The following is a 24054-nucleotide window of genomic DNA, read 5'->3' as shown; positions in this document are numbered from 1 at the left end:
ATCGGGAGTCAGATCCAGCCGCGCTCCTCCGCGAGCAGCACCGCCTGCTGACGTGTGGCCACCGAAAGCTTGCCGAGGATCACCGAGATGTGGTTCCGCACCGTTCCGGGTGCGAGCGAGAGCGCCCTGGCGATCTGCCCCGTCGTCTCACCCCGCCGCCCGGCCCGCAGCACGTCCAGCTCCCGGTCGGTCAGCGGCGAGCGCTCGTCGCTCAGCGCATCCGCCGCGATCTCCGGGTCGACGTAGCGCGCTCCCGCGGCGACCCGCCGGATCACCGCCGCGACCTCGTCCGCCCCGCGCGACTTCGGCAGGAACCCCGACACCCCGGAGGCCAGTGCACGCCGCAGCACGCCCGGTCGCGCGTGACGGGTGACCACCACGCACCGGGTCGCGATCTCCCGGCCGAGCCGCTCCGCGACCTGCACCCCGTCGAGCCCCGGCATCTCCAGGTCGAGCAGGCACACGTCCGGTCGCAGCCGCAGCGCCTCCGCCACGGCCTGTTCCCCGTCGGCGCACTCCGCGACGACCTCGATGTCGTCCTCCAGCCGCAGCAGCGCGGCGAGTGCCGACCGGATCATCCCCTCGTCGTCCGCCAGCAGCACCCGGATCATCGCCCGCCCTCCCCCGCGGACGGCACGGTCACCACGACCACGAACTCGTCCGCGTCGCGACGCACGTCGAGCGTGCCGCCCGCGTCCGCGATCCGCCGCCGTACACCCTCCAGCCCCGAGCCGCCGTGCCCGTCCTCCACGTCGTCCGCGCCCCCGTCCCCGTCCGTGACCCCGTTGGCGATCTCGTACCGCCACCCGTCGCGCGTGCGCTCGAGCACCAGCCGCGCGCGCTCTCCACCGCCGTGGCGCAGCACGTTCGTGGTCGTCTCCCGGATCACCGGGCCGAGGTCGGCCGCGGGCGCCGCATTCGCGTCGGTCGCGATGCGCGCCTCGACGTCCAGCCCTGCTGCCCCCAGCAGGTCGCGCGCGTTCGCCAGCTCATCGCCCAGCGGGACCGACCGGAACCGCGTCGCGAGGTCCCTGGTCCCCTGGCGCGCCTCGTCCACGCTCACCCGCGCCGCGCGCAGCTGCTCCATTCCGGCGGGCGCGTCCACGGGCAGCAGCCGCTCCGCGAGCTCCAGCTGCAGCGCGATCACCTGCAGGTGATGCCCCTGCAGGTCATGGACGTCGGTGGCGACCCGCAGCCGCTCCTGGGTTGCGGCGAGCCGGGCCTCCGAGGCTCGAGCCCGGTCGAGCGTCACCAGCACGTCCCACCACCACAGCGAGCTGACGGTCATCCCCGGCAGCATCGCGGCGTACACGATCGGCAGCCACCACGGGATGCCCACCCCGAAGCCGTCGGCGGCGGTGTCGATCACGGCGAGCCCCACCAGCACGACCGTCGCCGCGACGACCACCCGCACGCGGACACCGCGCGGCCACCGCAGCAGCACGAAGAACTGCACGATCGGCATGCCCGCCAGCTCCCAGCTGCCCACGAGGAGCCCGGCCGTGCCCCCGTAGGCCACCGCCACCGCGAACGGCAGCACCAGGCGCCGCCACTCCACCCCCGGACCGGCCTCCAGCCGGTGGCGGTAGTCCAGCAGCAGCAGCAGCGTCGACGCGCACCACACCACGCCGCCCAGCCCCACCACGAGCAGCACGCCGCCGCGCAGGTCGACCGCGGCCGCGATGCCCGTCCATGCCCCGACGAGCATGAGCTCGATGAACAGCACCGCGGTCACCGTGTACCACCAGGTGGCGGTGATGCCACGGGCGAGCTGCCGGGAGCCGGGCGCTGGTTCGACGGTGGAGGCCGGGGGGATGCGGGTCACGCTCCCCACGATAGGGCCGTGACAGATGTCACGGGATCGGCGGGTGAAGCACCCGGAGAGAGGTGACGCCGCGGCACTGTCACAGCCGTCCCGCCTCCGGTGGACTGGGGTCATGGCGACGGAGAGCCCGTCCGCCGAAACTCCCGGAGGCCCCTCCCATGAACCTCGTCGAGACGTTCCAGAACCTCGTCGCCCAGGTCCCCGACCTGGTGCAGCCCCTCATCGTCGCTCTCGCCGGCGCGGTGCCGTTCATCGAGGGCGAGGGTGCCGCGGGCATCGGGATCATCGGCGGCATCCCCCCGGTGGTGGCGGCCGTCGCGGCGATGGTGGGCAACTTCGTGTGCGTGGCCGTCCTGGTGCTCGCGAGCTCGGGGGCGCGGCGCGCCATCGTCGACCGGTCGAGGGCGCGGCAGGCCGCACTCGCGGGCGGCGGGAGCAGCCTGGAGGATGACGCGGCACCCGCGCCCGCGGCCGAGCAGGGGCGCGGCTCCGCGCGGCGCGAGAAGTTCCAGCGGGCGTTCGAGCGCTACGGCGTCCCCGGCGTGAGCCTGCTGGGACCGCTGCTGCTGCCCACGCACTTCACCGCGACCATGCTCGCGGCGTCGGGCGTGGGCAAGGGACGGATCCTCGTGTGGCAGGCGGTCGCGATCATCGGCTGGACCACCGTGGTGGCCGTGATCGTCGGCGGCGCGGTGTACGCGATCCGCTGAGATCGCGGCGGGAGGGGCGGTCGCATCCGTTGCCCCTCCCGCTTCACTCTTTTCTGAATTCACTTCTTTCTGTACTGTTCAGGGGTGACCACTGCGCTCGCCTCGACTCCGCACACCGCCGCCGTCGCCCGCCTCGGGCACGCGCTGTCCGACACGACGCGCGCCGGGATCCTGCTCGCCCTCCGGTCGTCGCCGCGGTACCCGGCCGAGCTCGCGGAGGCGCTCGGCGTCTCGCGGCAGGCGATGTCGAACCATCTCGCGTGCCTGCGCGGCTGCGGACTCGTCGAGAGCACGGCCGACGGGCGACGCAGCCTCTACCGCCTGTCGGACCGCCACCTCGCTCCCGCGCTCGACATGCTGATGCGGGTCACCCTGATCGTCGACCCGGACTGCTGCGACGGCGAGGGGTGCACCTGCTGATGGCGGCCGTGGTCGCCGAGCCCCGCCGGCAGACGCTGCACCGCCGCATCCGCCTGATCGTGGGCGTCACGATCGGCTACAACGTGATCGAGGCCATCATCGCCGTCGCCGCGGGCTCCGTGGCCTCCTCCGCCGCACTGATCGGGTTCGGGCTCGACTCCACGATCGAGGTGCTCTCCGCGGCGGCGGTCGCCTGGCAGTTCACGCGGCCCGATCCCGAGCGCTGGGAGAAGCCGACGCTGCGGGTCATCGGGGTCGCGTTCTTCGCGCTCGCGCTGTACGTGACGGCGAGTTCCGTCCTGGCCCTGATCGCGCAGGAGCGGCCGGAGCACAGCACGGTCGGGATCGTGCTGACCGCGGTGAGCGTGGTCGTGATGCCGTTCCTCTCCCTCGCCGAGCGCCGGGCGGGGCGCGAGCTGGGGTCGGCCACCGCGGTCGCGGACTCGATGCAGACGCTGATCTGCACGTATCTGTCCGCCGCCGTGCTCGTCGGACTCGTGGCGAACTCGCTGCTGGGGTGGTGGTGGGCCGACGCGGTCGCGGGGCTCGTCATCGCGGGCTTCGCCGTCCGCGAGGGGATCGAGGCCTGGCGCGGTGACGCGTGCGCGACCTCGGTCGGCATGCTCCTCGAGGAGCACGACCACGAGCACGACCACGACCACGAGCACGACCACGAGCGCTGAATCCACTCCCCTCGCGCGGGCGGAGCGAATGTCGGTCGCCCCCGCCAGAGTGGACCGCATGATCACTCTTCTGTCCGCTCCCAGCAACCTCGGCCTCCGTCCGCCCGAGCCCGGGAGCGTGCCCGGCTCGGCGAAAGCGCCGGAGGCGTTGCGCGAGGCGGGCCTCTACGAGCGGTTCGCCGCCCGGGGCGCGACCGACTCCGGCGTCGTCCTCCCCGGCCGGTACGTGGCCGACGACGACGTGCGTCCGGCCGGTCGGGTCCGCAACGAGGCCGCGTTCGTCGACCACTCGCTGCGCCTGGCCGCGCGCATCGGCGACGCGATCGACGCGGGGCAGGCACCCCTGGTGATCGGCGGCGACTGCGGCATCCTCGTCGGCGCCGGGATCGCTCTGAAGAGACGCGGCGGAGCGGGACTCGTGCACATCGACGGCCACACCGATTTCCGCCACCCCGGCAACAGCGAGGAGTGCGCGGCCGTCGCCGGCGAGGCCCTGGCGGCGGCGATCGGCCTGCACTGGCCGGCCATCGCCGACATCGACGGCCTGTCCCCCTACTTCCCGGCGGGGCGCACCGCCCACGTCGGACACCGCGACGACGACGAGGAGCAGGAGGAGGTTCGCGGCCTCCTGGCACGCGTGACCCCCGCGGCCGAGGTCTCCGCGCGCGGAGCCCAGGCCGTCGCGTCCGAGTCTGCCGCAGCGGCGGGTGAGGCGTACTGGCTCCAGCTCGACGTCGACGTGCTCGACCCGTCCGTGATGCCCGCGGTGGACAGCCCCGATCCCGGCGGCCTCTCCGCCGACGAGCTGACGGCGCTGCTGCGGGGCCTCGCTCCGCGGGCGATCGGTGCGAGCATCACCGTGTTCGATCCCGACCTCGACCCCGACGGCCGCTATGCGCGGCTGCTGGTCGAGGTTCTGAGCGAGGGCCTGAGCGAGCTCGGCAGCGGGGTGCGTCCGGCCTGACCATGCCGGCCGGACGCTCCGCGCTCAGTGCTCCGCGGCGGGCTCCGGCTCGGCGTGCAGCGTCACCCGCACCCGGGCGATCCGGCGCCGATCCACCTCTGCCACCTGGATGGTCGCGCCGGGCACCTCGACCGTGTCGCCGACCACCGCGAGGCGTCCGAGCTGTTCCGTGACGAATCCGGCGATGGTGTCCGACGATCCGCGCGGCATGGCCAGCCCGGTGGCCTCCTCGAAGTCCTGCAGGTTGAGGCGTCCGTCGAGCCCGTCGTCGGCCGAGATGAAGACCTCGGCGTCGTACTCGTCGAAGATCTCGCCGACGACCTCCTCCACCAGGTCCTCGAGCGTCACGAGCCCGTCCGTGCCGCCGTACTCGTCGACGACGACCGCGATGTGGTGGCCCTCCGCGCGCATGCGGGTCAGCGTCGGCAGCACCCGGGCGGTCGAGGGGATGTAGGGGATCTGGCGCACGAGGGCCGCCAGCGGTCGCTCCGGGTCGTCGGCCGCGGCCTCGAACAGGTCGCGCACGTGCACGAACCCGGTGATGTCGTCGATCGAGGTGTCCGACACCGGGTAGCGCGAGAACGGCAGCTCCCGCACCTGCTGCATGGCAGCGCCCACGGTGGCGGCCTGGTCGAGCGCCACCACCTCGGGTCGCGGTCGCATGACCTCGCTCACCTGGCGGCCGCGCAGCGACAGCACGTCGTCGAGGATGCGGCGCTCGTCGTCGGGCAGCCCCTGGTGCGTCGCGACGATGTCGCGCACCTCCTCGTCGGTGAGCTCATCGCTGGTCTTGTGCGGGTCGCCGCCGAGCAGCCGCACGAGGGCGTTCGTCGACACGGACAGCAGCCAGATCACCGGTCGCATGACGGTCGCGAAGCCGTTCAGGGCCGGGGCGACGGCATACGCGAACTGGGCGTTGCGCTGGATCGCGAGACGCTTCGGCACGAGCTCGCCGAGCACGAGCGACAGGTACGCGATCACGAGGGTGAGCACGAGGGTGGCGACCGTGAGCGCCACGGCGGGGGCGAGTCCCCAGCTCTCGAACAGGGGCGCGAGCGACGGAGCGATCGAGGTGGCGCCGTAGGCGGCAGACGCGAAGCCCGCCACGGTCACGCCGATCTGCACCGCCGAGAGGAAGGTGTTGGGGTTGCGGGCCAGCCCGGCGACCTTGGCGCCGCGCTTCCCGCGCTGGCCGATCGCGTTGATCTGGCTCTCGCGCAGCGTGACCAGCGCCATCTCGGTCGCCGCGAAGACGCCGCCGATCAGCACGAACACGAGGACGAGGGCGATGTTCAGGAGCAGGTCGCCCATCAGCGGGCTTCCTCTCCGGGTGCGGGGTGAGCGCCCGGGATGAACCGGGCGCCCGTACTGTCAGAGTCCGAAGAGTCAGAACAGCGCTGCGCGCTCAAGAGTGCTCCTTGTCGATGGGGGTGGTGCCGGTCGTGGGGGGAAGAGAAGCGGTCTTGCGGGTCTTGAGCAGACTCGCGACGGTGGCGACGGCGATGGTCGCGGTGATGAAGAGCAGCGAGAACCAGATCGGGATCTCGGGCGCCCACAGCATCGGCTCGCCGTTATTGATGAACGGGACCTCGTTGACGTGCAGCGCATGCAGCACCAGCTTCACGCCGATGAACGCGAGGATCACGGCGAGGCCCTGGGCCAGGTAGACCAGGCGCTCCAGCAGTCCGCCGATGAGGAAGTACAGCTGGCGCAGCCCCATGAGGGCGAACGCGTTGGCGGTGAACACGATGTACGCCTGATCGGTGAGACCGTAGATCGCGGGGATCGAGTCGACGGCGAACACGAGGTCGATGAACCCGATCGCGATGATGGTCAGCAGCATCGGGGTGACGAAGCGCTTCCCGTTCTTGACGACGGTCAGCCGGTCGTTGTTGTACTCCTCGCTGACGGGGAGGTGACGGCGCACGAAGGTCATGAAGCGGCCGTTCGCGGGGTTGCTCTCGTGGTTGCTGAACGCCTGGCGGTAGGCGAGGAAGAGCAGGAGCGCGCCGAACACGTAGAAGATCCAGGAGAAGTTCTCGATCAGCGTCGCGCCGACCGCGATGAAGATGCCGCGCAGGATCAGGGCGATCACGATGCCGATCATCAGCACCTTCTGCTGGTAGATCTTCGGCACGGCGAACCCGGTCATGACGATCAGGAACACGAAGAGGTTGTCGATCGACAGGGCCTTCTCGGTGAGGTACCCGGCGAAGTACTCGCCGCCGTACGTCCACCCGGAGACCATGCCGATGCCCACGCCGAAGAGCAGCGCCAGGCTGATGTAGAAGATGGACCAGCGGGCGGATTCACCGATGGTCGGCTCGTGCGGCGTGCGCACGTGGGCGAAGAACTCGTACACGAAGAACGCGATCGTGACCGCGATCGTGATGACCCAGATGAGAGGGGTGACGTCCAAGGGATACTCCAGATTCGGCGTGGCAGAACAGCGCCAAAGTCTTCTCCATCCCGAATCGGGACCGGTGGGCCGGGATGCGATGCATCCGTAATGACGACCAGACCGTGTCGGAGTACTCCCCTTGGAGGTCCCAGAGTACGAGACGCCCATATCGGAATGCTGTGGATCTGCCGAGAACCCGGTCCCCTAGACTGGCGGTGGCGACTGCGGGGCGTGACGACCCCCGGCCTCGACGGCAAGCGGTCCCCGCGCGTCCGGCGTACCGACGAGAGGCCGGTGTCTCACCGGCGAAGGTGTGGTGGCACCGCGATCTAGCCCCCGCCCGCACCTCCAGGGCTTCCACAACCTGGAGGAAGAATGAGATCACCCGACCCCGGTCGCACGCTCGCGACCGAACTGTCCCGCACCGCGCCGGGCCGGAGCGTCACGCTCCTCGGCCACGTGCACCGCCGCCGCGAGCTCGCCTCCGTCGCCTTCCTGATCCTGCGCGACCGCTCCGGGCTGGCGCAGGTCGTGCTGCGGCCGAGCGAACTGCCCGACGGCGGCCTGCCGCCCGAGGAGACCGTCGTCCGCGTCACCGGCACCGTATCCGCGAACCCGCAGGCGCCCGGTGGCGTCGAGGTCGCCTCGCCTCGGATCGAGCTGCTGTCCGAGCCCGCAGCGACCCCCGTGGTGGACCTGTGGCGGCCGACCCTCGACGCGACGCTGCCCACGCTGCTCGACCACGCGCCGGTGCTGTGGCGCCACCCCGCCCGCCGGGCGACCTGGGAACTGGGGGCCGCGAGCCTCAGGGCCTTCCGCCGCACGCTCGACGCCGCCGGCTTCACCGAGGTCCACACGCCGAAGATCGTGGCGACCGCGACGGAGTCGGGCGCGAACGTGTTCCCCGTGGACTACTTCGGCCGTCCGGCGTACCTGGCGCAGAGCCCGCAGTTCTACAAGCAGCAGCTCGTCGGGGTGTTCGAGCGCGTGTACGAGGTGGGGCCGGTGTTCCGCGCAGAGCCCCATGACACCGTGCGGCACCTGGCCGAGTACGTGTCGCTCGATGTGGAGTTCGGCTTCGTCCGCGACCACCGCGACGTGCTGTCGCTCCTGGGGGAGGTGCTGCGAGGAATGCTCGACGGGATCCGCGCGGAGGCGGCCGCGGCCGTGGCGCAGCTCCGGGTGCCGCTGCCGACGATCCCCGAGGAGATCCCGGTCATCCACTTCCGCGACGCGCTGCGCCTGGTGGGGGCGCCCGACGACGAGCCCGACCTGGCACCGGCGCACGAGCGCGCGCTCGGCGAGTGGGCCATGGCCGAGTTCGGCAGCGACGTGCTCGCGGTCGAGGGGTACCCGATGGCCAAGCGTCCGTTCTACACGCACCCGCAACCCGACGACGAGCGCTGGAGCAACAGCTTCGACCTGCTCTTCCGGGGGCTGGAGCTGGTGACGGGCGGGCAGCGGCGGCACCGTCACTCCGAACTGGTCGCCGCGATCAAGGCCGGGGGCGAGTCGCCCGACGCTTACCGCGGCTACCTCGAGGCGTTCGCGCACGGGATGCCGCCGCACGGCGGGTTCGCGATCGGCCTGGAGCGCTGGATCGCGCGACTCGTCGACGCGCCCAACGTCCGCGAGGTCACGCTGTTCCCGCGCGACCTGCACCGCCTGACGCCGTAGCGCGAGAGCGCCGGACACGACGAGGGCGGCCGCACCGCGCGGCCGCCCTCGTTCGGTGTCCTCGTCCTACTCGGCCGTCGTGCCGGCGAGGCCCTCGGCCTCCGCGCGGTCGATGATGGAGGGCAGCACCTCGTCGAACAGCGTGACGAGCACGGCGCGGATCTTGACGGCGTCGCGCTCCTCGAGGGCGTCACGGATCGAGGCGACCACGTCGCCCACCGCCGCCCAGTCGAACACGTCTTTGGAGTGCTGGCTGAAGCGGCGGATCTGAGGACCGAGCCGCTCGATCACCGTCGCGCGCGCCGCGTTGCCCTCGATGCGAGCGAACCCGGTCGCTGCACCGCGCAGCGCGGCGCCGAACCCGATGACGTCTCGGGAATTGACCGCCGTCGCCATGTCGTCCGCGAGCTCGACCAGATACGACACGTCGTCGTCTTGGATCACCGGCAGCACGTGACGCACCGAGCCGATCCAGATGTCGCCGAACAGGTCGACCGCATTGCGGACCCGGTTGAGATCGATGGGGGCAACCCGCGTGTAGCGGTTGCGCTGCATCTCGACGAGCCCGTTGTCGGCCAGGCGGTCGAGCGCATGACGGATCGGTGTCTTGGAGGTGCCGAGGCGTTCCGCGAGTTCGTAGTCGCGCAGTCGCTCCCCCGGGGGCAGCTCTCCGCTGATGATGGCGTCCTGCAGCCGCACGAACGCCTCGTCGCTCATCGACCGACGCTCGAGCGGACCACCTGAGAGTGTCACGCGTTCCTCCAGTTGGGGAGTATTGGAGAGTGAAGTTCTACGTTTCAGCAATATATCCCACTTCGGGGGAAAGGGCGAGGAACGCCCACGCCCACGGACGGTGAGCCCGGAGCTCGGCTCAGATCAGCTCTCCCACGAGCGTCTCGATCCGCGTGCGGATGTCATCGCGGATCGGCCGCACCGCCTCGATCCCCTGCCCTGCCGGGTCCTCGAGCGTCCAGTCCTCGTAGCGCTTTCCGGGGAAGATGGGGCACGCGTCGCCGCATCCCATCGTGATCACGACATCCGACGCCTTGACGGCGTCCACGGTGAGCACCTTCGGCTGCTCGGCGGTGATGTCAATCCCGACCTCGGCCATGGCCTCCACCGCGACGGGATTGATGCGGTCCGCGGGCAGCGACCCCGCGGACCTCACCTCGATGCGGTCACCGGCGAGCTCGCGGAGGAACCCCGCGGCCATCTGCGAGCGTCCGGCGTTGTGCACGCAGACGAAGAGGACGGAGGGGGTGGTGGCGGTCATGGCGCTCCTGGGTGGATGGGTCAACGGGTGGTTGAGACCGCGAGGTGGGCGTGACTCCATATTGATGACTATCGATATAAAGAGCAAGCCGCGAGCGCCCCGCGGCGGCTTCCGGCCGACTCGGTCGGATCGGGCCCGCGCGTCGCGCGAAGATTCCGTGACCAAACCGTTGCATTCGTTACCTCGTCGTTATACAGTGATCGCACGGTGAATGTTTGCTGTGGCATCCACCGCATGTGATTGCAGGACACTCTTGGTGCAAGGGACAAGGGCCGGTCGGGAGCCTCTCCGACCGGCCCTTTACTGTGGCCGCTACGCTGTGAGGATGACCGATCGCAAGCTCGCCCTGGAGGCCTGGGAGAGCCTGTTCCGCGCGCAGCACGAGCTGTTCACGGACATGATGGCCGACTTCGATCACAACGAGCTCGCGCAGGCCGAATACGACGTGCTCCTCACCGTCACCCGCTCCCCCGACATGACGGCGCGACTGCGCGACATCACCGCGAACATGCTGATCAGCCAGCCCAGCGTCTCCCGCCTCGTCGATCGCATGGTCGCCCGCGGGCTCGTCGCCAAGTGCCCCGACCCGGATGACGGCCGCGGTGCACTGATCCGCGCGACCGACGCCGGCGCCCGGGCCTTCCGTTCCCTCGCCACGGTGCACGGCCGCTCCATCGCGTCACGCATGTCCCGGCTCGACGACGACGAGCTGCGCCAGCTGCGCGACCTCGCGGAGAAGCTCCGCAACCGCTGACCGCGACCGCGTGAACGGGGAATGAGCCCTTCTCCCCACCCCGCCTCTGCCGCATCTTCTCCCCGATGTGTCGGCGATCACCCCCGCGCAGAGCGGGCCCTCCGGGGTTTCTGGCAGGGTGGAACCGAGTCCCGGCACACCGCGCGGGCCCGTCAGACCGCCCCCTCGGGGGGGACCAAGGGAGGTCATCCATGGAGATCGCCGGAATCGTCGGCATCCTCATCATCATCGGTATCGCCGTCGTCGCAGCGGTCATCCTGCTGCTGATCCTGCTGCTCTTCGCCCGCAGCTGGATCAAGGTGGCCAGGGCCGATGAGGCGCTCGTCATCTCGGGCCGCAAGCAGAAGGTGCAGCGCGCGGTGATCGCCGCCGACGGCACGAGCCGCTCGGAACTGTCGGAGTCGCCGGTCACGGTGATCGTCAACGGCAAGTCCCTCGTCAACCCGATCACGCAGCGCCACGAGATCATCTCCCTGCGCTCCCGTCAGGTCTCGCTCAATGCAGAGGCGCAGTCGCTCGACAACGTCACCCTCAACGTCGACGGCGTCGCGATCGTGAAGATCGGCTCCGACCCGCTGCTCGTGCGGCGTGCCGCGGAGCGCTTCGCGTCGCAGGACAAGGCGATCGAGCAGTTCACCACCGAGCAGCTCGAGGGTGCGTTGCGCGGCATCGTCGCGACCCTCTCGGTCGTCGAGCTCATGCGGGAGCGGAAGAAGTTCTCCGACCAGATCGCGGCCGACGTCTCGCAGGAGCTCGCGGAGCAGGGCCTCATCCTCGACTCCTTCCAGATCAAGGGCATCACCGACAAGGTCGGCTACATCCAGTCGCTCGGGGCGCCGGAGATCCAGGCGAAGCGACAGGCCGCCGAGATCTCGCAGACCAACGCCGACCGCGCGATCAACCAGAAGAACATCGCCAACCAGGAGGCGAACCTCGTCGAGCAGACGGCGCTCGATACCAACACCGCCAACGCGAACGCCGGCATCGGACGAGCGCGTGCCGAGGCGGAGCAGGCTGAACAGCTCGCCCGCGCGCAGGCCGAGCAGGCCGTGCTGCAGCAGCAGGCGGAGAACAAGCAGGCTCAGCTCGACGCCGACGTGAAGCGCGTGGCCGACGCCCAGCGCTACGAGGCCGAGACGCGCGCGCAGGCCGAGCTCTACACGCGTGAGCGCGCCGCCGAGGCCGCCGCGATCGAGCAGGTCAAGCAGGCCGAGGCCCGCACGCGCATCGCCGAGCAGCAGGCGCAGGCCGACAAGGCCCGGGCCGACGGTGAGGCCGCGGCCGCCATCGCGAAGGCCACGGGTGACGCCGATGCGCTGCGGGCACAGGCCGAAGCCGAGGCCGAGGCCCGCCGCCTGCGCGCGAACGCCGAGGCCGAGGCCATCCGTGCCGAGGGTGAGGCGCGCGCGGCCGCCGTCGAGGCCGAGGCCAAGGCCATCGCCTCCAACCAGGACGCCTTCCTGTCGCAGCGCGTGCTGGAGGTGCTGCCGTCGATCATGGCCGAGTTCGCCAAGGGCTACGCCGCGATCGGCAACGTCTCGATCGTGGGCGGCTCCGGCGACGACGGGGCCTCCCAGGTCGTCGGCGCCGACAGCGCGAAGGCTCTGCGCTCGGTGTTCGACAGCGTGCACTCCGCGACCGGGCTCGACCTCGCCGGGATCATCCAGGGCCAGGCCGTCGGACGCGGCATCGGTGCCGGCGTCGCGGAGGCGGGTGCCCCCGCCGCGTCGGCGCCGCGTACGCCCGCCCCGACCACGCCGCCGCCCCCCGCGCCCCCGGCAGCTGCCGCGGAGTAAGCGCGATTGCCTCCGCGGAGTAGGCGCGACAGCCACCGCGAAGTGAGCGCGATTGCCACTGCGGAGTAGGCGCGACAGGACAGCGGATGCCGCGGCCCACCGGGTCGCGGCATCCGCTTTCTGCGTCCGGCGACGTTCACGACTCCTCGATTCCCGAGCCTCGGGTGGGCTGAGGGCCGGATCGGAGGCCGGCGGCGCAGGAGGGGACACGTCGTGAACCGGCAGACTGGGGCGATGACGTCCGCCGCCTTCGACCTCGCCGCGATCGGCGCTGGGCTCTCGTTCGCGGCCGCCCTCCCCGACGTCGCTGCGGCCCTCGACGTCGACCATGCGGTCGTGGTGAGCGCTCCGCCCGGCACCGGCAAGACCACACTCGTCCCGCCCCTGCTCGCCTCTCGCGTTCCCGGCCGCGTGATCGTGACACAACCCCGCCGCGTGGCGGCACGCGCAGCGGCCCGACGACTCGCGCAGCTCGACGGCTCCACCCTGGGCGAGCGCGTGGGATTCACCGTGCGCGGCGAGCGCTCCGTCGGACCGTCGACCCGGATCGAGTTCGTCACGGCCGGGGTGCTGCTGCGGCGGCTGCTCGACGACCCGGGCCTCGACGGCGTTGACGCCGTGATCATCGACGAGGTGCACGAGCGAGCTCTCGAGACCGACCTGCTGATCGGGCTGCTGTCGGAGGTGCGGCTGCTGCGCGACGACCTGACGCTCGTCGCGATGTCCGCGACCCTCGACGCCGCCCGCATCGCCGGCGTCATCGGCACAGACGAGCGTCCGGCTGCCGTCGTCGAGCACGCTGTGCCCGCCTTTCCGCTCACCGAGCGGTGGGCGCCGAGCCCCGGCCCGCGACTCGACGAGCGCGGGGTGTCGTGGGAGTTCCTCGATCACGTCGCCCGCACCACCGTCTCCGCCGCGCGCGACCTGACCCGCGACGATCCGACCGCCGACGTGCTGGTCTTCGCACCGGGAGCTCGCGAGGTGGCGGAGATCGCCCGCCGCGTCCGTGACGCCGACGGGTCGTACGACGTGCGCGAGCTGCACGGTCAGCTCCCCGCCGCCGCGCAGGACGCCGTGATCCGCGGGAGGCGCGCCTCCGACCCGCCGCGCATCATCGTCACGACGTCGCTCGCCGAATCGTCGCTCACCGTGCCGGGGGTGCGCCTGGTGGTGGACAGCTGCCTGGCGCGACAGCCGCAGCGCGACGCCGCCCGCGGGATGACGGGACTCGTCACGACTGCCGCACCCCGCTCCTCGTGCGTGCAGCGCGCCGGCCGCGCCACGCGTCAGGGACCCGGCATCGTGGTGCGCTGCGTCGACGAACGCACCTACGCCGCGGCACCCGCCCGCCCCGCCCCCGAGATCGCGGTGGCCGATCTGACGGATGCCGCACTGCTGCTCGCGTGCTGGGGTGCTCCCGGCGGCGCGGGACTGCGCCTGATCGACCCACCGCCGGCCGACAGCCTGGCGGACGCCCTGACGGTGCTGGGCGCACTCGGCGCGATCGACGACGAAGGACGCGCCACCGTCGAGGGCCGTGACCTGGCGCGGATCCCGACCGACCCGCGGCTCGCCCGCGCGCTCCGCGACGGCAGTCCGCTCGTGGGTGCGGCGCTGGCGGCCGATGTCGTCGCCCTGCTGAGCGGCGACGTGCGCATCGCCGATGCCGACGCGGCGCAGGCGCTCGTCGCTCTCCGCAGCGGACGCACTCCCGACGCCCGGTGGCGCACCGACGCGGATCGCCTCCGACGACTGGTCCCCGCGACGCCGGGCGTCCGCTCCGGTCTCGACGGCACGGGTCTCGTGATCGCCCTCGCCTTCCCCGAGCGGATCGCGCAGCGGGTCGAGCGCACGGCGGACGGGGCGACGTTCCTGCTCGCGTCCGGCACCAGGGCGGGGATGCGCGGACCGCTCGCGGCGTCGGAGTGGATCGCGGTCGCCGACGTCACGCGCGCCGCGGGGCGTGCGGCGGCAGGGTCGGGAGCGATCATCCGTGCCGCCGCTGCGCTGTCCGAGGCGCAGATGGAGCGGGCCGCACAGCACCTGATGACCGACCGGGTCGAGGCCGCGTTCACGAACGGACGCGTGCAGGCCAGGCGCGAGCGCCGCATCGGCGCGATCCTGCGAGCTTCGGTGCCGGTGCGTGCCTCCGCCGACGAGGGCAGAGATGCCGTGCGCCGGGCGCTGCAACGCGACGGGCTCGGCGTGTTCGCGTGGTCGGAGGCGGCCGACACCCTGCGTCGTCGTCTGTCGCTGGTGCGGCGCGAGCTCGGCGACCCGTGGCCCGACGTGTCGGATGCCGGCCTGCTCGCGACCCTTGACGCGTGGCTCGGGCCCGAACTCGACGCCCTCGCCGCCGGCACTCCCGCGGCACGGATCGACCTGGCCCCGCCGTTGCGCCGGCTGCTCCCCTGGCCCGAGGCGTCGCGCCTCGATGCCCTCGTCCCCGAGCGGCTCGAGGTGCCCAGCGGCTCGCGCGTGCGGATCGGCTATCCCGACGCGGACGACACGTCCGCGCGCCCCGTCGTGGCTGTGAAGCTGCAGGAGTGCTTCGGCTGGGCCGAGACTCCCCGACTCGTCGACGACCACGTGCCCGTGCTGTTCCACCTGCTGTCCCCCGCCGGGCGTCCGCTCGCGGTCACCGACGATCTCGCGTCGTTCTGGTCGGGGCCGTACGCGCAGGTGCGCGCCGAGATGCGCGGACGCTACCCCAAGCACCCCTGGCCGGAGGACCCGTGGTCGGCCGCCCCCACCCGCCATACGAAGAACCGCACGCCGCGCTGAGCGGAGGCCGCCTGGTCAGGCCGTGCGACGCCGCAGCGTGAGCGACGCGAGCACGAGCGCACCGACGCAGAACGCGACCACCACGAGCAGCGGGCGGTACACGTCCCACCCGCCGTCGCCCGCGGCGACCGCGTTGATCGTGTCGATCGCGTAGCTGAGCGGCAGCCAGTCCGAGATCGCGTGCAGAACGTCGGGCATCTGGTCGCGCGGCATGAACAGCCCGCCGAGGATGATCTGCGGGAACACCAGCACCGGCATGAACTGCACCGCCTGGAACTCCGTCTGCGCGAACGCACTCGCGAGCAGCCCGAGCGCGGTGCCGAGCAAGGCGTCGACCACCGCGACCAGGCCCAGCTGCCACAGCTCGCCCTCCACGTCGAGCCCGCACACCCCCACCGCGAACGACACCGTGATCACCGCCTGCAGCAGTGCCATGAGCCCGAAGGCCAGGGCATACCCGAGGATGAAGTCGGCCTTGCCGAGCGGGGTGGTCATGAGCCGTTCGAGGGTGCCGGAGCGGCGCTCACGCAGCGTGGTGATCGAGGTGATGAGGAACATCACGATGAACGGGAACAGTGCCAGGATCGCCCCGCCGAACTGGTCGAACACGCCCTCCTGCTCCGCGAACAGCCAGGCGAACAGCCCGACCAGCAGGCTGGGGGCGACGAGCATCAGCGCGATCGAGCGGGGGTCGTGCCGCAGCTGCGTCAGCACGCGGGCCGCGGTCGCGAACATGCGGCGGCCGTTCATTCCCCCTGCTCCTCTCCGTGCTCCCGGGCACCGCGTCGGGATCGGCGCGTGATGTGCTCTGCCGCACGGTCCCGTTCGATCAGCGTGAGGAAGGCCGCCTCCGGATCCGCGGCGCCCGTGTCGGCCAGCAGCGACGCGGGCGTCGTGTCGGCGATGATCCGCCCGTCGCGCATCAGCAGCAGCCGATCGCAGCGCAGCGCCTCGTCCATCACGTGGCTGGAGACGATCAGGGTCACGCCGCGGTCGGCCAGGCCGCGGAACAGGGTCCACAACTCGGCGCGCAGCACGGGGTCGAGGCCGACGGTCGGCTCGTCCAGCACGATCAGCTCCGGCGCGCCGACGAGGGCCATCGCGAGGGAGACGCGCGTGGACTGCCCGCCGCTGAGCGACTCGACCAGCTGGCCGGCCTGGCCCCGCAACCCGACCTCGTCGATCACGCGCTCCACATCGCCCCGGGGAGCCCCGAGCAGCGCGGCGACGTAGACGAGGTTCTGCCGCACCGTGAGGTCGCCGTACACCGCCGCACCCTGGGTGCCGTAGGCCACCCGGTTCCGGAGCTGTCGCGATCCGCCGGGCTCGCCCAGCACGGTCACGTCGCCCGATTCGACGCGCTGGACCCCCACGATCGAGCGCATGAGGGTGGTCTTGCCGCAGCCGGAGGGACCCAGCAGTCCGGTGACCTGTCCGCGCGGGATGGTGAGGTCGACGCCGTCGAACACCCGCACCTTTCCCCGTCGCACCCGGAGCTGCGCGATCGCGACCGCCGCGTTATTCATCATGCGATGAATTATGCGCCCGCCGTGCCCCCACGGTCAACGGCGAGGAGCCGCGGTCTCAGTCGAACAGGTACCGCTGCACCGTGGGACCGACGCGGTGCACGAGGTCGCCGATGTCCGCCGCCGCGAGGGGCCCGAGCGCCAGCACGTAGCGCGTCACGATCAGTCCCGCGATCTGCGAGGCCACCAGCGTCGCGCGCAGCTCCGCATCGGGAACGGCCAGCAGCTTCGCGATGCGCCCGATCAGCTCGCGCGCCAGGAAGCCCGCGAGCAGCGGCGAGGTGACGCGGCTGCCGAGCGCCGTGCGGATCAGCATGACCCCGCGGCGCCGCACCTCGGGGCGCTCGAACGCCTCCAGCACATAGCGCACCAGCCGCTCGCCCACCTCGTCCCGCGGCCCCGCGACGATGCCGGGCACGTCGATGTCGGGTCGCAGCGGTATCCCGACCGCCTCCGCGAAGAGGTCGGCCTTGGTGCCGAAGTAGTGGTGCACGAGTGCCGAGTCCACCCCGGCGCGCCCCGCGATCGAGCGGACCGTCGAGCCGTCGTACCCCTGCTCGCCGAACTCGTCGACCGCGGCCGCCAGGATGCGCTCGCGCGAGTCCGTCCCCCCGCGCGGGCGACCGCGTCGGCGGGGTGCGGTGTGCTCGGTCATGCCCGTCAGCCTACGACCCGCACGACGGCGGCCTCCCGCCGGACGCGGCTCAGTCCAGCAGGTGTCGCAGGTACCGGCCGGGCTCGCCGAGGAACGAGCGCCAGTGCCGCACGAGCTCCAGGTCTTCCCAAGCCGCCGGGCGCAGACCCCACTCCCCCACCTCCAGGATCGTCGCTCCCGGAAGAGCGGCGAGGACCGGGGAGTGCGTCGCGCACAGCACCTGGCCTCCCTCGTCGGCGATGCGCCGCAGCACGGCCATCAGCGACAGCGTCGACGTGAACGACAGCGCGGCCTCCGGCTCGTCCAGGCAGTAGAACCCGGGATCGTCGAACCGGCTCTCGAGCACGGCCAGGAACGACTCGCCGTGACTCATCTCGTGGAACGACACCTCGGCGCCGCTCGTCGACGGGTTCTCCTCCAGGTAGGTGTAGAAGGAGTGCATCGTCTCGGCGCGGAGGAAGAATCCCCAGCGATCGGCGCCGATACCGCGCTGCAGCCGCAACCAGCTCGACAGCTCGGACTCGGTCGCCCTGGTGCGGTGTCGCGCCTGCCGCGAGCCGCCCTCGGGCGACAGGCCATACGCGATCGCGATGCCCTCCACCAGGGTGGACTTGCCGCTGCCGTTCTCACCGACGAGGAAGGTCACACCGGAGTCGAGGTCGATGCCCTCCCGCAGCACTTGCGCCACCGCGGGAATGCTCGTGGGCCAGCGGCCATCGATGGGCGGGGCATCCGAGGACGCCCGGACCGAGACGACCGGCTGCTGCCTTCGCCGTGTGGACGTCGGCTCCCAGAACGAGTCCATCCGCACCTCCCGCTCTCCGGCCCCGCCACGAGGGTATCCGCCGGGTCCGACAGGCCGCGCGTCGACGTCCGCTCCGAGGCTATCGACCGGCTCCGACACCCGCCCGCTCAGCACTCGATGACGTTGACCGCGAGACCACCCTCGCTCGTCTCCTTGTACTTGGTCGACATGTCCGCCCCCGTCTGCCGCATGGTCTCGACCACGGCATCGAGCGACACGTAGTGGCTGCCGTCACCGCGCAGGGCGAGACGGGCCGCGGTCACCGCGGTCGAGGCGGCGATCGCGTTCCGTTCGATGCACGGGATCTGCACCAGCCCGCCGATCGGGTCACACGTGAGGCCGAGGTGGTGCTCCATGGCGATCTCGGCCGCGTTCTCGATCTGCCGGTTCGTGCCGCCCATCACGGCCGTGAGCCCGCCGGCGGCCATCGCGCACGCGGAGCCGACCTCGGCCTGGCACCCGCCCTCCGCGCCGGAGATGGAGGCATTGGCCTTGAACAGCGAGCCGAGCGCGGTCGCGGTGAGCAGGAAGCGACGGATGCCGCGGCGGCGGTTGGCCTCGGCGACCGCCGGGTCTTCGCGTTCCTCGGCCGCGGTGGTCGGCGGCGGCGTGCCCTCGAAGCCCAGCAGTGCGCTGCCGACGAGCTCGCCGTACGGGGTGACGGCGTTGCCGGCGCCGAGGCCGGAGTCCGCCAGGAACCGCCACCAGTACATCGCCACGGCCGGAAGGATCCCCGCGGCGCCGTTCGTCGGTGCCGTCACGACGCGGCCGCCCGCCGCGTTCTCCTCGTTCACCGCGAGCGCGAACGCCCCGAGCCACTCGCCCGGGAGCTCGCGGTGCCCCTCGGCCTCGACCGCCTCGAGCTGGCCGCGGATCGTGCCCGCCCGTCGCTTGACCTTGAGGATCCCCGGCAGCACACCGTCGGCGTGCAGCCCCGCATCGACGCACCCCGACATCGCATCCCAGATGGCGTCGAGCCCGGCCGCCACCTCCGCTTCGCTGCGCAGCGCCATCTCGTTGCGGCGCGCGACCTCCGCGATCGACAGGCCCTCCTCGTCGCACAGCGCCAGGAGCGACGCGGCATCGGCGTACGGGTAGGGGAACGCGCCCGTCGAGATCTTCGCCGCTTCGCCGTCGCGCCGGATGAATCCGCCGCCGATGGAGTAGTAGGTGTCCTCGGCCACCACGGCGCCGTCCGCGGCGGTGGCGGTCAGGGTCATGGCGTTGGGGTGACCGGGCAGGCGCGTGCGCGGCGCGAACACGATGTCGTCCTTCGCGAACGCCACGTCGTGGACCCCGCCGAGGCGCAGGGCGGCGCCGTCGGGGAACTCCTGCCACGCGGCCCGCACGGCGGCCGGGTCGCACGTCTCAGGGCGGAGGCCGCGGAGCCCGGCGACCACCGCGTCGGGCGTGCCGTGGCCGATGCCGGTCGCGCCGAGGGAGCCGTACAGCGTGCAGCCGACGCGGGTGACGCGGCCCAGCTCGCCCGGCGCCGTGAGCCGCTGCGCGAAGTCGAGGGCCGCGCGCATGGGGCCGACGGTGTGCGAGCTGGACGGCCCCACTCCGATGGAGAACAGGTCGAAGGCCGAGACGTACGCAGTCACCCCTCCAGGCTACGCCGGGTTCCGGCATCTCGGTTCATCGTGGTTAACCCGAGCGCGTCGGGGACCCGGCCGCCCGCCCGTCAAGCCCCTTCAGCTCGGCCGCTCGGCGGGGCACGCTGGAGGCACGACAGCGCAGGAAGGGACGATCATGACCACCAGCACTCCCGAACCCGAAGCCCCCGAACCGGAGTCCACGGACGAGCTCTCGGCGGAGGCGCAGACGCCCACCCCGACCCCGGCGTCGGAGGGCCAGACCACGCACGCCCCCACCGCCGACGCGGACGAGGGCGAGGCGAGCACTCCCCCGGAGGCCGAGTCGCCGGAGGACGCCGACCCGTCCGAGGTGCCGAGCACGGAGGAGCTCGAAGAGCCGAGCACCGAGAAGGCCCCCGGCCAGGAGCCGAAGGCACCGGAGCGGAAGGGCGACCCCGAACCCGACCACGAGGCGGTCGGCATCGGCGTGATCGGACAGCCCCAGGTCGGCGAGAACGACCCCTCGGGGCAGTGACGCCCCCGTCGCTCCTCCCTGGATCGCTCTGACGAACGACGGGAGGAGCGACGGGACGGCGGGTTACTCCACGAGCTTCCCGGCGGTGTCGACGTCGCGCATCAGCTCGGCAATCTCAGCGGGGACGGGCGGGATCTCCTCGCGGGTGACGCCGGTCGCGGGCGACCACACCAGGTTGACCTGCAGCGTCGGATCGGTGTCGGGGTAGTCGCTGCGGTTGTGGCAGCCACGCGTCTCGCGCCGTTCCCGCGCCGCCTCCAGCGTGGCACGGGCGGCGAGGGCGGAGGCCTTCAGATCGAACGCGTGGGCGAGGTCCTGGAACCCGGCGATGTCCGGGTGGATGCCGATGTCCTCCATGCGCCCCTCGATCAGGTCGAGGTCGGCGAGCCCGGCCCGCAGCCCCTCCTCCGAGCGCACCACGCCGGCGTACTCGGTCATGAGGTTGCGGATCGCGCGCTGCAGGGCGCGCACGTTCTCGCGCCCCTCGGCCGCGAGCAGGTCGTCGATCTCGGCGCGGGCCGCCGCGACCGCCTCCGCCGACCGCCGCTGGGCGTCGAGCCCCGCGGCGTGCGCCATCGCCGCCTGACCGACGATCCGCCCGTACACGAGCAGCTCGATCAGCGAGTTGCCGCCCAGCCGGTTCGCACCGTGCAGCCCGCTCGACGCCTCGCCGATCGCGTAGAGGCCCTCGACATCGGTGCCGTGGTCCTCGGACCGCACCCAGACGCCGCCCATCGAATAGTGCGCGGTGGGGGCGATCTCGATCGGGTCGGTCGTGATGTCGAGCATCTGCAGCTCCATCATCGTCTGGTAGACGCGCGGCAGCCGGGTCATGATCGTCTCGCGCGGCAGGTGCGACACGTCGAGCCACACGCCGCCGTTCTCGGTGCCGCGCCCCTCCTGGATCTCGGTGTACGCGGCGAGCGCGACGCGGTCGCGCGTGGAGAGCTCCTTCCGCTCGGGGTCGTAGCGCTCCATGAATCGCTCGCCGAGCGCGTTGCGCAGGATGCCGCCCTCGCCGCGCGCCGCCTCGGAGATGAGCGTCCCTGCCGCGTTCTCCGGCTCGATGATGCCGGAGGGGTGGAACTGCACGAGCTCGGGATCGCGCAGTCGCGCGCCCGCGTCGACGGCGAGCCGGAAGGAGTCGCCCGTGTTCTCGTCGCGTCGGGAGGAGGTGCGCCGCCAGATGCGGTTGTGGCCTCCGGCCGCGAGGATCACGGCGTCGGCGTGGATGAGATAGCGGGTGCCGTCGGCCTGGTCGAAGCCGTACGCGCCGAACACGACGTTGTCGCGCACGAGCAGGCGGGTGATGTAGACGTTGTCGAGGATCGGGACCTGGAGCTGCTCGGCCCTGCGGACCAGGGTGCGCTGGATCTCGAGCCCCGTGTAGTCGCCCGAGAACGCGGTGCGACGGTAGGTGTGCGCGCCGAAGAACCGCTGGGAGATGCGACCGTCGTCCTCGCGGGCGAAGTCCATGCCCCAGCGCTCGAGGTCGCGGATGCCGCGCTCGGCGCCGCGCGTCACCACCTCGACGGTGTGCGGGTTGGCCAGGAGGTAGCTCTCCTTGATGGTGTCGGCGGCGTGCTGCTGCCAGCTGTCGTCGGCGTCCATCGTGCCGAGGGCCGCGTTGATGCCGCCCGCCGCGAGGGAGGTGTGGGCGTCCTGACGGGGGCGTTTGCCCACGGCGAGCACGTCGACGCCGTGTTCGGCGACCTCGATCGCCGCCCGCAGGCCGGAGCCGCCGGTGCCGATCACGAGGACCGTGGTGGAGATCTGTCGTTCGGGTGCAGTCATGGTCTCGACGCTAGTTAGGACAACCTAATAACTCCAATGCATAGTTCGAGTGGAAACCATACGGGTAGGCTATGGCCATGAACCTCGAGCAACTCCGCGGGTTCGTCGAAGTCGCCCGCCTCGGACACTTCACCCGCGCCTCCGAGCACCTGCACCTGGCCCAGCCCTCGCTGAGCCGACAGATCTCCACGCTCGAACGCGAGCTCGGCGCCGAGCTGTTCCACCGCGCCCGTGGCCACATCGCGCTGACGGCGGCCGGGGAGACGCTGCTCCCCCGCGCCCAGCGCATGCTCGCCGAAGCCGACGCCATCCGCGACGAGATGGGCGAACTCGCGGGGCTCCGGCGCGGCCGTGTGCGGCTCGGGGCACCGCCCACGCTGTGCATCAGCCTCGTCGCCGAAGCCCTCAGCTCGTTCCACGACTCCTACCCCGAGGTCGACCTGCACCTGATCGAGGGCGGCTCCCGCCTCCTGGTCGAGCAGCTCGCGGTCGGCGCCGTCGACATGGCCCTCATCACCCAGTCCGACGGTCCGCCGCCGGCCGGGGTCAGCCTCACCCGCACACCGTTGCTCGCGGAGGAACTGGTCGTCGTCTCGTCCGCCGCACGCCCGCCGGTCGCGCGCACCCCCGCGATCCCGCTCAGCCACCTGGCGACCCTGCCGCTCATCGCCTTCGACGAGAGCTACGAGCTGCGGGCCACGACCGATGCCGCCTTCCGCGCCGCCGACCTCACCCCGAACCTGGTGCTGGAGGGCGGCGAGATGGACTCCGTGCTGCGCTTCGTCGAACGAGGGCTCGGCGTCGCCGTGGTGCCCGCGATGGTCCTGTTCGACCGGCCGACGCTGCGGTCCGTGCGGCTCGCCCACCCCGCCATGACCCGCACCGTCAGCCTGGCCCACCGGTCCGACGTCAGCCCCGCCGTCGCGGTCGCCGCCATGCGGCAGGTCATCCTGACCACGGCGTCCGACGTCGCCCGCCGCGACCCCGCGATCACGAGCCTGCTCGACACGGACTGAGACATCCGCCCGGGATGCAGAAACGGCCCCCGCCGAAGCGGAGGCCGTATCGTCACTGTCTCAACACAGTGTGCGCCCGAAGGGACTCGAACCCCTAACCTTCTGATCCGTAGTCAGATGCTCTATCCATTGAGCTACGGGCGCCCAGCCCGCTCAGCGGGCCGTAGAACAGCCTACAACAGTCGCGAGACGAAAGCGAAACGAGGGGTCAGTCGCCCTTCGCTGCCGCCTTCTCCTGCTTCTTGCGGCGCTTCTCCTTCGCCCGCTGCGCCGACGACAGGGCCTGCAGGTCGACCAGGCGCAGCGCCTGCATCCGGGCCTCGCGCATCCGCGCGTAGTCGGGGTCCTGCTCCGGTCGCATGCCCTCCACGCGCAGCCGCCGGTCGAGGTTGTGGCGGACGTCGGCCCATGCCGCGGCCCTCGCCTCCTCGACGATCGCCTCGAGCTGCTGCCGGTCGTCCATCATCTCCCGCAGCCGCTGGGCCACCCCGGTCGACTGCTTCGCGCGGCGACGGAGGTTGCGCACATCGCGGTCGCGGTAGTCGTGCGTGCCGACCGGATCGGAGTGCCGCCCCCTGGCCCGCTTGCGCAGCGCCGTGACGGTGGCCGCCGCCTCCTCCGACTCCTCGGCCATCGCGCGCAGGGCCTCGCGCGCGTCGTCGACGTAGCGGTCGAGATCGAACACGCCGCCCTCTGCAATGGTGCCGATGAGGATGTGGTTCTTCACGGCGAGGCGCGCGGCGGCCGTCGCGATCGCGACGCCTTCGGCGATGGCATCCGCAGTCCGTCCCACCGGCACCTCCTCTCCACGAGCGTACCGGTATCGATGCGGCCCGGTCTCGGCCAGAATGGTTCGGCA

General features: G+C 71.8%; 23 protein-coding genes and 1 tRNA gene. 10 read left to right on the top strand and 14 right to left on the bottom strand.

Annotated features, from left to right (window positions below):
- Positions 1 to 8: 8 nt before the first annotated feature.
- Both KV394_RS08565 and KV394_RS08560 read right to left on the bottom strand, forming a co-directional pair.
- Positions 9 to 611, bottom strand: a complete 603-nt coding sequence (locus KV394_RS08565) for a response regulator transcription factor (protein WP_136031725.1) — start codon at positions 609 to 611, stop codon at positions 9 to 11.
- Positions 608 to 1825 (bottom strand): sensor histidine kinase, encoded by a 1218-nt coding sequence (locus tag KV394_RS08560; protein WP_247982804.1) that lies wholly within the window; start codon positions 1823 to 1825, stop codon positions 608 to 610. Before KV394_RS08560 ends, KV394_RS08565 begins: the two co-directional genes overlap by 4 nt.
- Before the next feature lie 158 nt (positions 1826 to 1983).
- Here KV394_RS08560 and KV394_RS08555 point away from each other — a divergent pair, with 158 nt between their 5' ends.
- From KV394_RS08555 to KV394_RS08540, 4 genes are all read left to right on the top strand, one after another.
- Entirely contained in the window at positions 1984 to 2535 is a 552-nt protein-coding gene (locus KV394_RS08555) for a small multidrug efflux protein (RefSeq protein WP_136045289.1), read from the top strand.
- 84 nt (positions 2536 to 2619) lie between these two features.
- Positions 2620 to 2955 (top strand): ArsR/SmtB family transcription factor, encoded by a 336-nt coding sequence (locus KV394_RS08550; RefSeq protein ID WP_136031719.1) that lies wholly within the window; start codon positions 2620 to 2622, stop codon positions 2953 to 2955.
- Positions 2955 to 3638, top strand: a complete 684-nt coding sequence (locus KV394_RS08545) for a cation transporter (protein WP_247982803.1) — start codon at positions 2955 to 2957, stop codon at positions 3636 to 3638. Before KV394_RS08550 ends, KV394_RS08545 begins: the two co-directional genes overlap by 1 nt.
- A 58-nt stretch (positions 3639 to 3696) precedes the next feature.
- Entirely contained in the window at positions 3697 to 4602 is a 906-nt protein-coding gene (locus KV394_RS08540) for an arginase family protein (protein ID WP_247982802.1), read from the top strand.
- 24 nt (positions 4603 to 4626) lie between these two features.
- On the opposite strand, the gene KV394_RS08535 is transcribed toward KV394_RS08540, so the two are convergent.
- Positions 4627 to 5913 (bottom strand): hemolysin family protein, encoded by a 1287-nt coding sequence (locus tag KV394_RS08535; RefSeq protein ID WP_136031713.1) that lies wholly within the window; start codon positions 5911 to 5913, stop codon positions 4627 to 4629.
- 94 nt (positions 5914 to 6007) lie between these two features.
- Positions 6008 to 7021: a TerC family protein gene (locus KV394_RS08530; protein ID WP_247982801.1), complete on the bottom strand. Its 1014-nt coding sequence runs from the start codon at positions 7019 to 7021 to the stop codon at positions 6008 to 6010.
- 357 nt (positions 7022 to 7378) lie between these two features.
- Between KV394_RS08530 and aspS the strand changes: the two genes are divergently transcribed.
- Positions 7379 to 8680, top strand: a complete 1302-nt coding sequence (gene aspS / locus KV394_RS08525; RefSeq protein ID WP_247982800.1) for an aspartate--tRNA(Asn) ligase — start codon at positions 7379 to 7381, stop codon at positions 8678 to 8680.
- A 66-nt stretch (positions 8681 to 8746) separates the two neighbouring features.
- Here aspS and KV394_RS08520 read toward each other — a convergent pair whose 3' ends face one another.
- Entirely contained in the window at positions 8747 to 9397 is a 651-nt protein-coding gene (locus KV394_RS08520) for a GntR family transcriptional regulator (RefSeq protein ID WP_136031707.1), read from the bottom strand.
- Positions 9398 to 9551: 154 nt separating this feature from the next.
- Complete coding sequence (locus KV394_RS08515) at positions 9552 to 9953, bottom strand: arsenate reductase ArsC (protein ID WP_206251770.1); 402 nt, start codon at positions 9951 to 9953, stop codon at positions 9552 to 9554.
- 325 nt (positions 9954 to 10278) lie between these two features.
- Here KV394_RS08515 and KV394_RS08510 point away from each other — a divergent pair, with 325 nt between their 5' ends.
- The 3 genes from KV394_RS08510 (at position 10279) to hrpB (ending at position 15287) form a co-directional block, all read left to right on the top strand.
- On the top strand, positions 10279 to 10707 hold the full coding sequence (locus tag KV394_RS08510; protein ID WP_136031703.1) for a MarR family winged helix-turn-helix transcriptional regulator: 429 nt from the start codon (positions 10279 to 10281) through the stop codon (positions 10705 to 10707).
- Between the two features lie 191 nt (positions 10708 to 10898).
- Positions 10899 to 12503 (top strand): SPFH domain-containing protein, encoded by a 1605-nt coding sequence (locus tag KV394_RS08505; protein WP_247982799.1) that lies wholly within the window; start codon positions 10899 to 10901, stop codon positions 12501 to 12503.
- 234 nt (positions 12504 to 12737) lie between these two features.
- Positions 12738 to 15287: an ATP-dependent helicase HrpB gene (hrpB, locus tag KV394_RS08500; protein WP_247982798.1), complete on the top strand. Its 2550-nt coding sequence runs from the start codon at positions 12738 to 12740 to the stop codon at positions 15285 to 15287.
- 15 nt (positions 15288 to 15302) lie between these two features.
- Here hrpB and KV394_RS08495 read toward each other — a convergent pair whose 3' ends face one another.
- The 5 genes from KV394_RS08495 to KV394_RS08475 form a co-directional block, all read right to left on the bottom strand.
- Positions 15303 to 16037, bottom strand: a complete 735-nt coding sequence (locus KV394_RS08495) for an ABC transporter permease (RefSeq protein WP_247982797.1) — start codon at positions 16035 to 16037, stop codon at positions 15303 to 15305.
- Entirely contained in the window at positions 16034 to 16816 is a 783-nt protein-coding gene (locus tag KV394_RS08490; RefSeq protein ID WP_247982796.1) for an ABC transporter ATP-binding protein, read from the bottom strand. Before KV394_RS08490 ends, KV394_RS08495 begins: the two co-directional genes overlap by 4 nt.
- A 55-nt stretch (positions 16817 to 16871) precedes the next feature.
- Entirely contained in the window at positions 16872 to 17468 is a 597-nt protein-coding gene (locus KV394_RS08485) for a TetR/AcrR family transcriptional regulator (protein ID WP_136028991.1), read from the bottom strand.
- A gap of 49 nt (positions 17469 to 17517) precedes the next feature.
- Positions 17518 to 18273 (bottom strand): AAA family ATPase, encoded by a 756-nt coding sequence (locus KV394_RS08480; protein WP_247982795.1) that lies wholly within the window; start codon positions 18271 to 18273, stop codon positions 17518 to 17520.
- Positions 18274 to 18380: 107 nt separating this feature from the next.
- Positions 18381 to 19877: an L-serine ammonia-lyase, iron-sulfur-dependent, subunit alpha gene (locus KV394_RS08475; protein ID WP_247982794.1), complete on the bottom strand. Its 1497-nt coding sequence runs from the start codon at positions 19875 to 19877 to the stop codon at positions 18381 to 18383.
- A 148-nt stretch (positions 19878 to 20025) separates the two neighbouring features.
- Here KV394_RS08475 and KV394_RS08470 point away from each other — a divergent pair, with 148 nt between their 5' ends.
- A complete protein-coding gene (locus KV394_RS08470; protein WP_136045091.1) occupies positions 20026 to 20385 on the top strand; it encodes a hypothetical protein in 360 nt (119 codons plus the stop codon).
- A gap of 63 nt (positions 20386 to 20448) precedes the next feature.
- Here KV394_RS08470 and KV394_RS08465 read toward each other — a convergent pair whose 3' ends face one another.
- Positions 20449 to 22179 (bottom strand): L-aspartate oxidase, encoded by a 1731-nt coding sequence (locus KV394_RS08465; protein WP_247982793.1) that lies wholly within the window; start codon positions 22177 to 22179, stop codon positions 20449 to 20451.
- Positions 22180 to 22250: 71 nt separating this feature from the next.
- On the opposite strand from KV394_RS08465, the gene KV394_RS08460 reads away from it, so the two are divergent.
- A complete protein-coding gene (locus tag KV394_RS08460; protein ID WP_372490570.1) occupies positions 22251 to 23195 on the top strand; it encodes a LysR family transcriptional regulator in 945 nt (314 codons plus the stop codon).
- A gap of 71 nt (positions 23196 to 23266) precedes the next feature.
- Here the strand turns inward: KV394_RS08460 and KV394_RS08455 are convergent.
- Positions 23267 to 23339: transfer RNA gene (locus KV394_RS08455), tRNA-Arg, on the bottom strand.
- A gap of 64 nt (positions 23340 to 23403) precedes the next feature.
- A complete protein-coding gene (locus KV394_RS08450) occupies positions 23404 to 23988 on the bottom strand; it encodes an asparagine synthase (protein WP_136028978.1) in 585 nt (194 codons plus the stop codon).
- Between the last annotated feature and the right edge of the window lie 66 nt (positions 23989 to 24054).

It is taken from the genome of Microbacterium sufflavum (genome assembly GCF_023101165.1).
Classification (GTDB): Bacteria; Actinomycetota; Actinomycetes; order Actinomycetales; family Microbacteriaceae; genus Microbacterium; species Microbacterium sufflavum.
The sequence above is the reverse complement of the archived record's forward strand: the minus strand, read 5'-3'. Positions and strand labels throughout refer to the sequence as shown.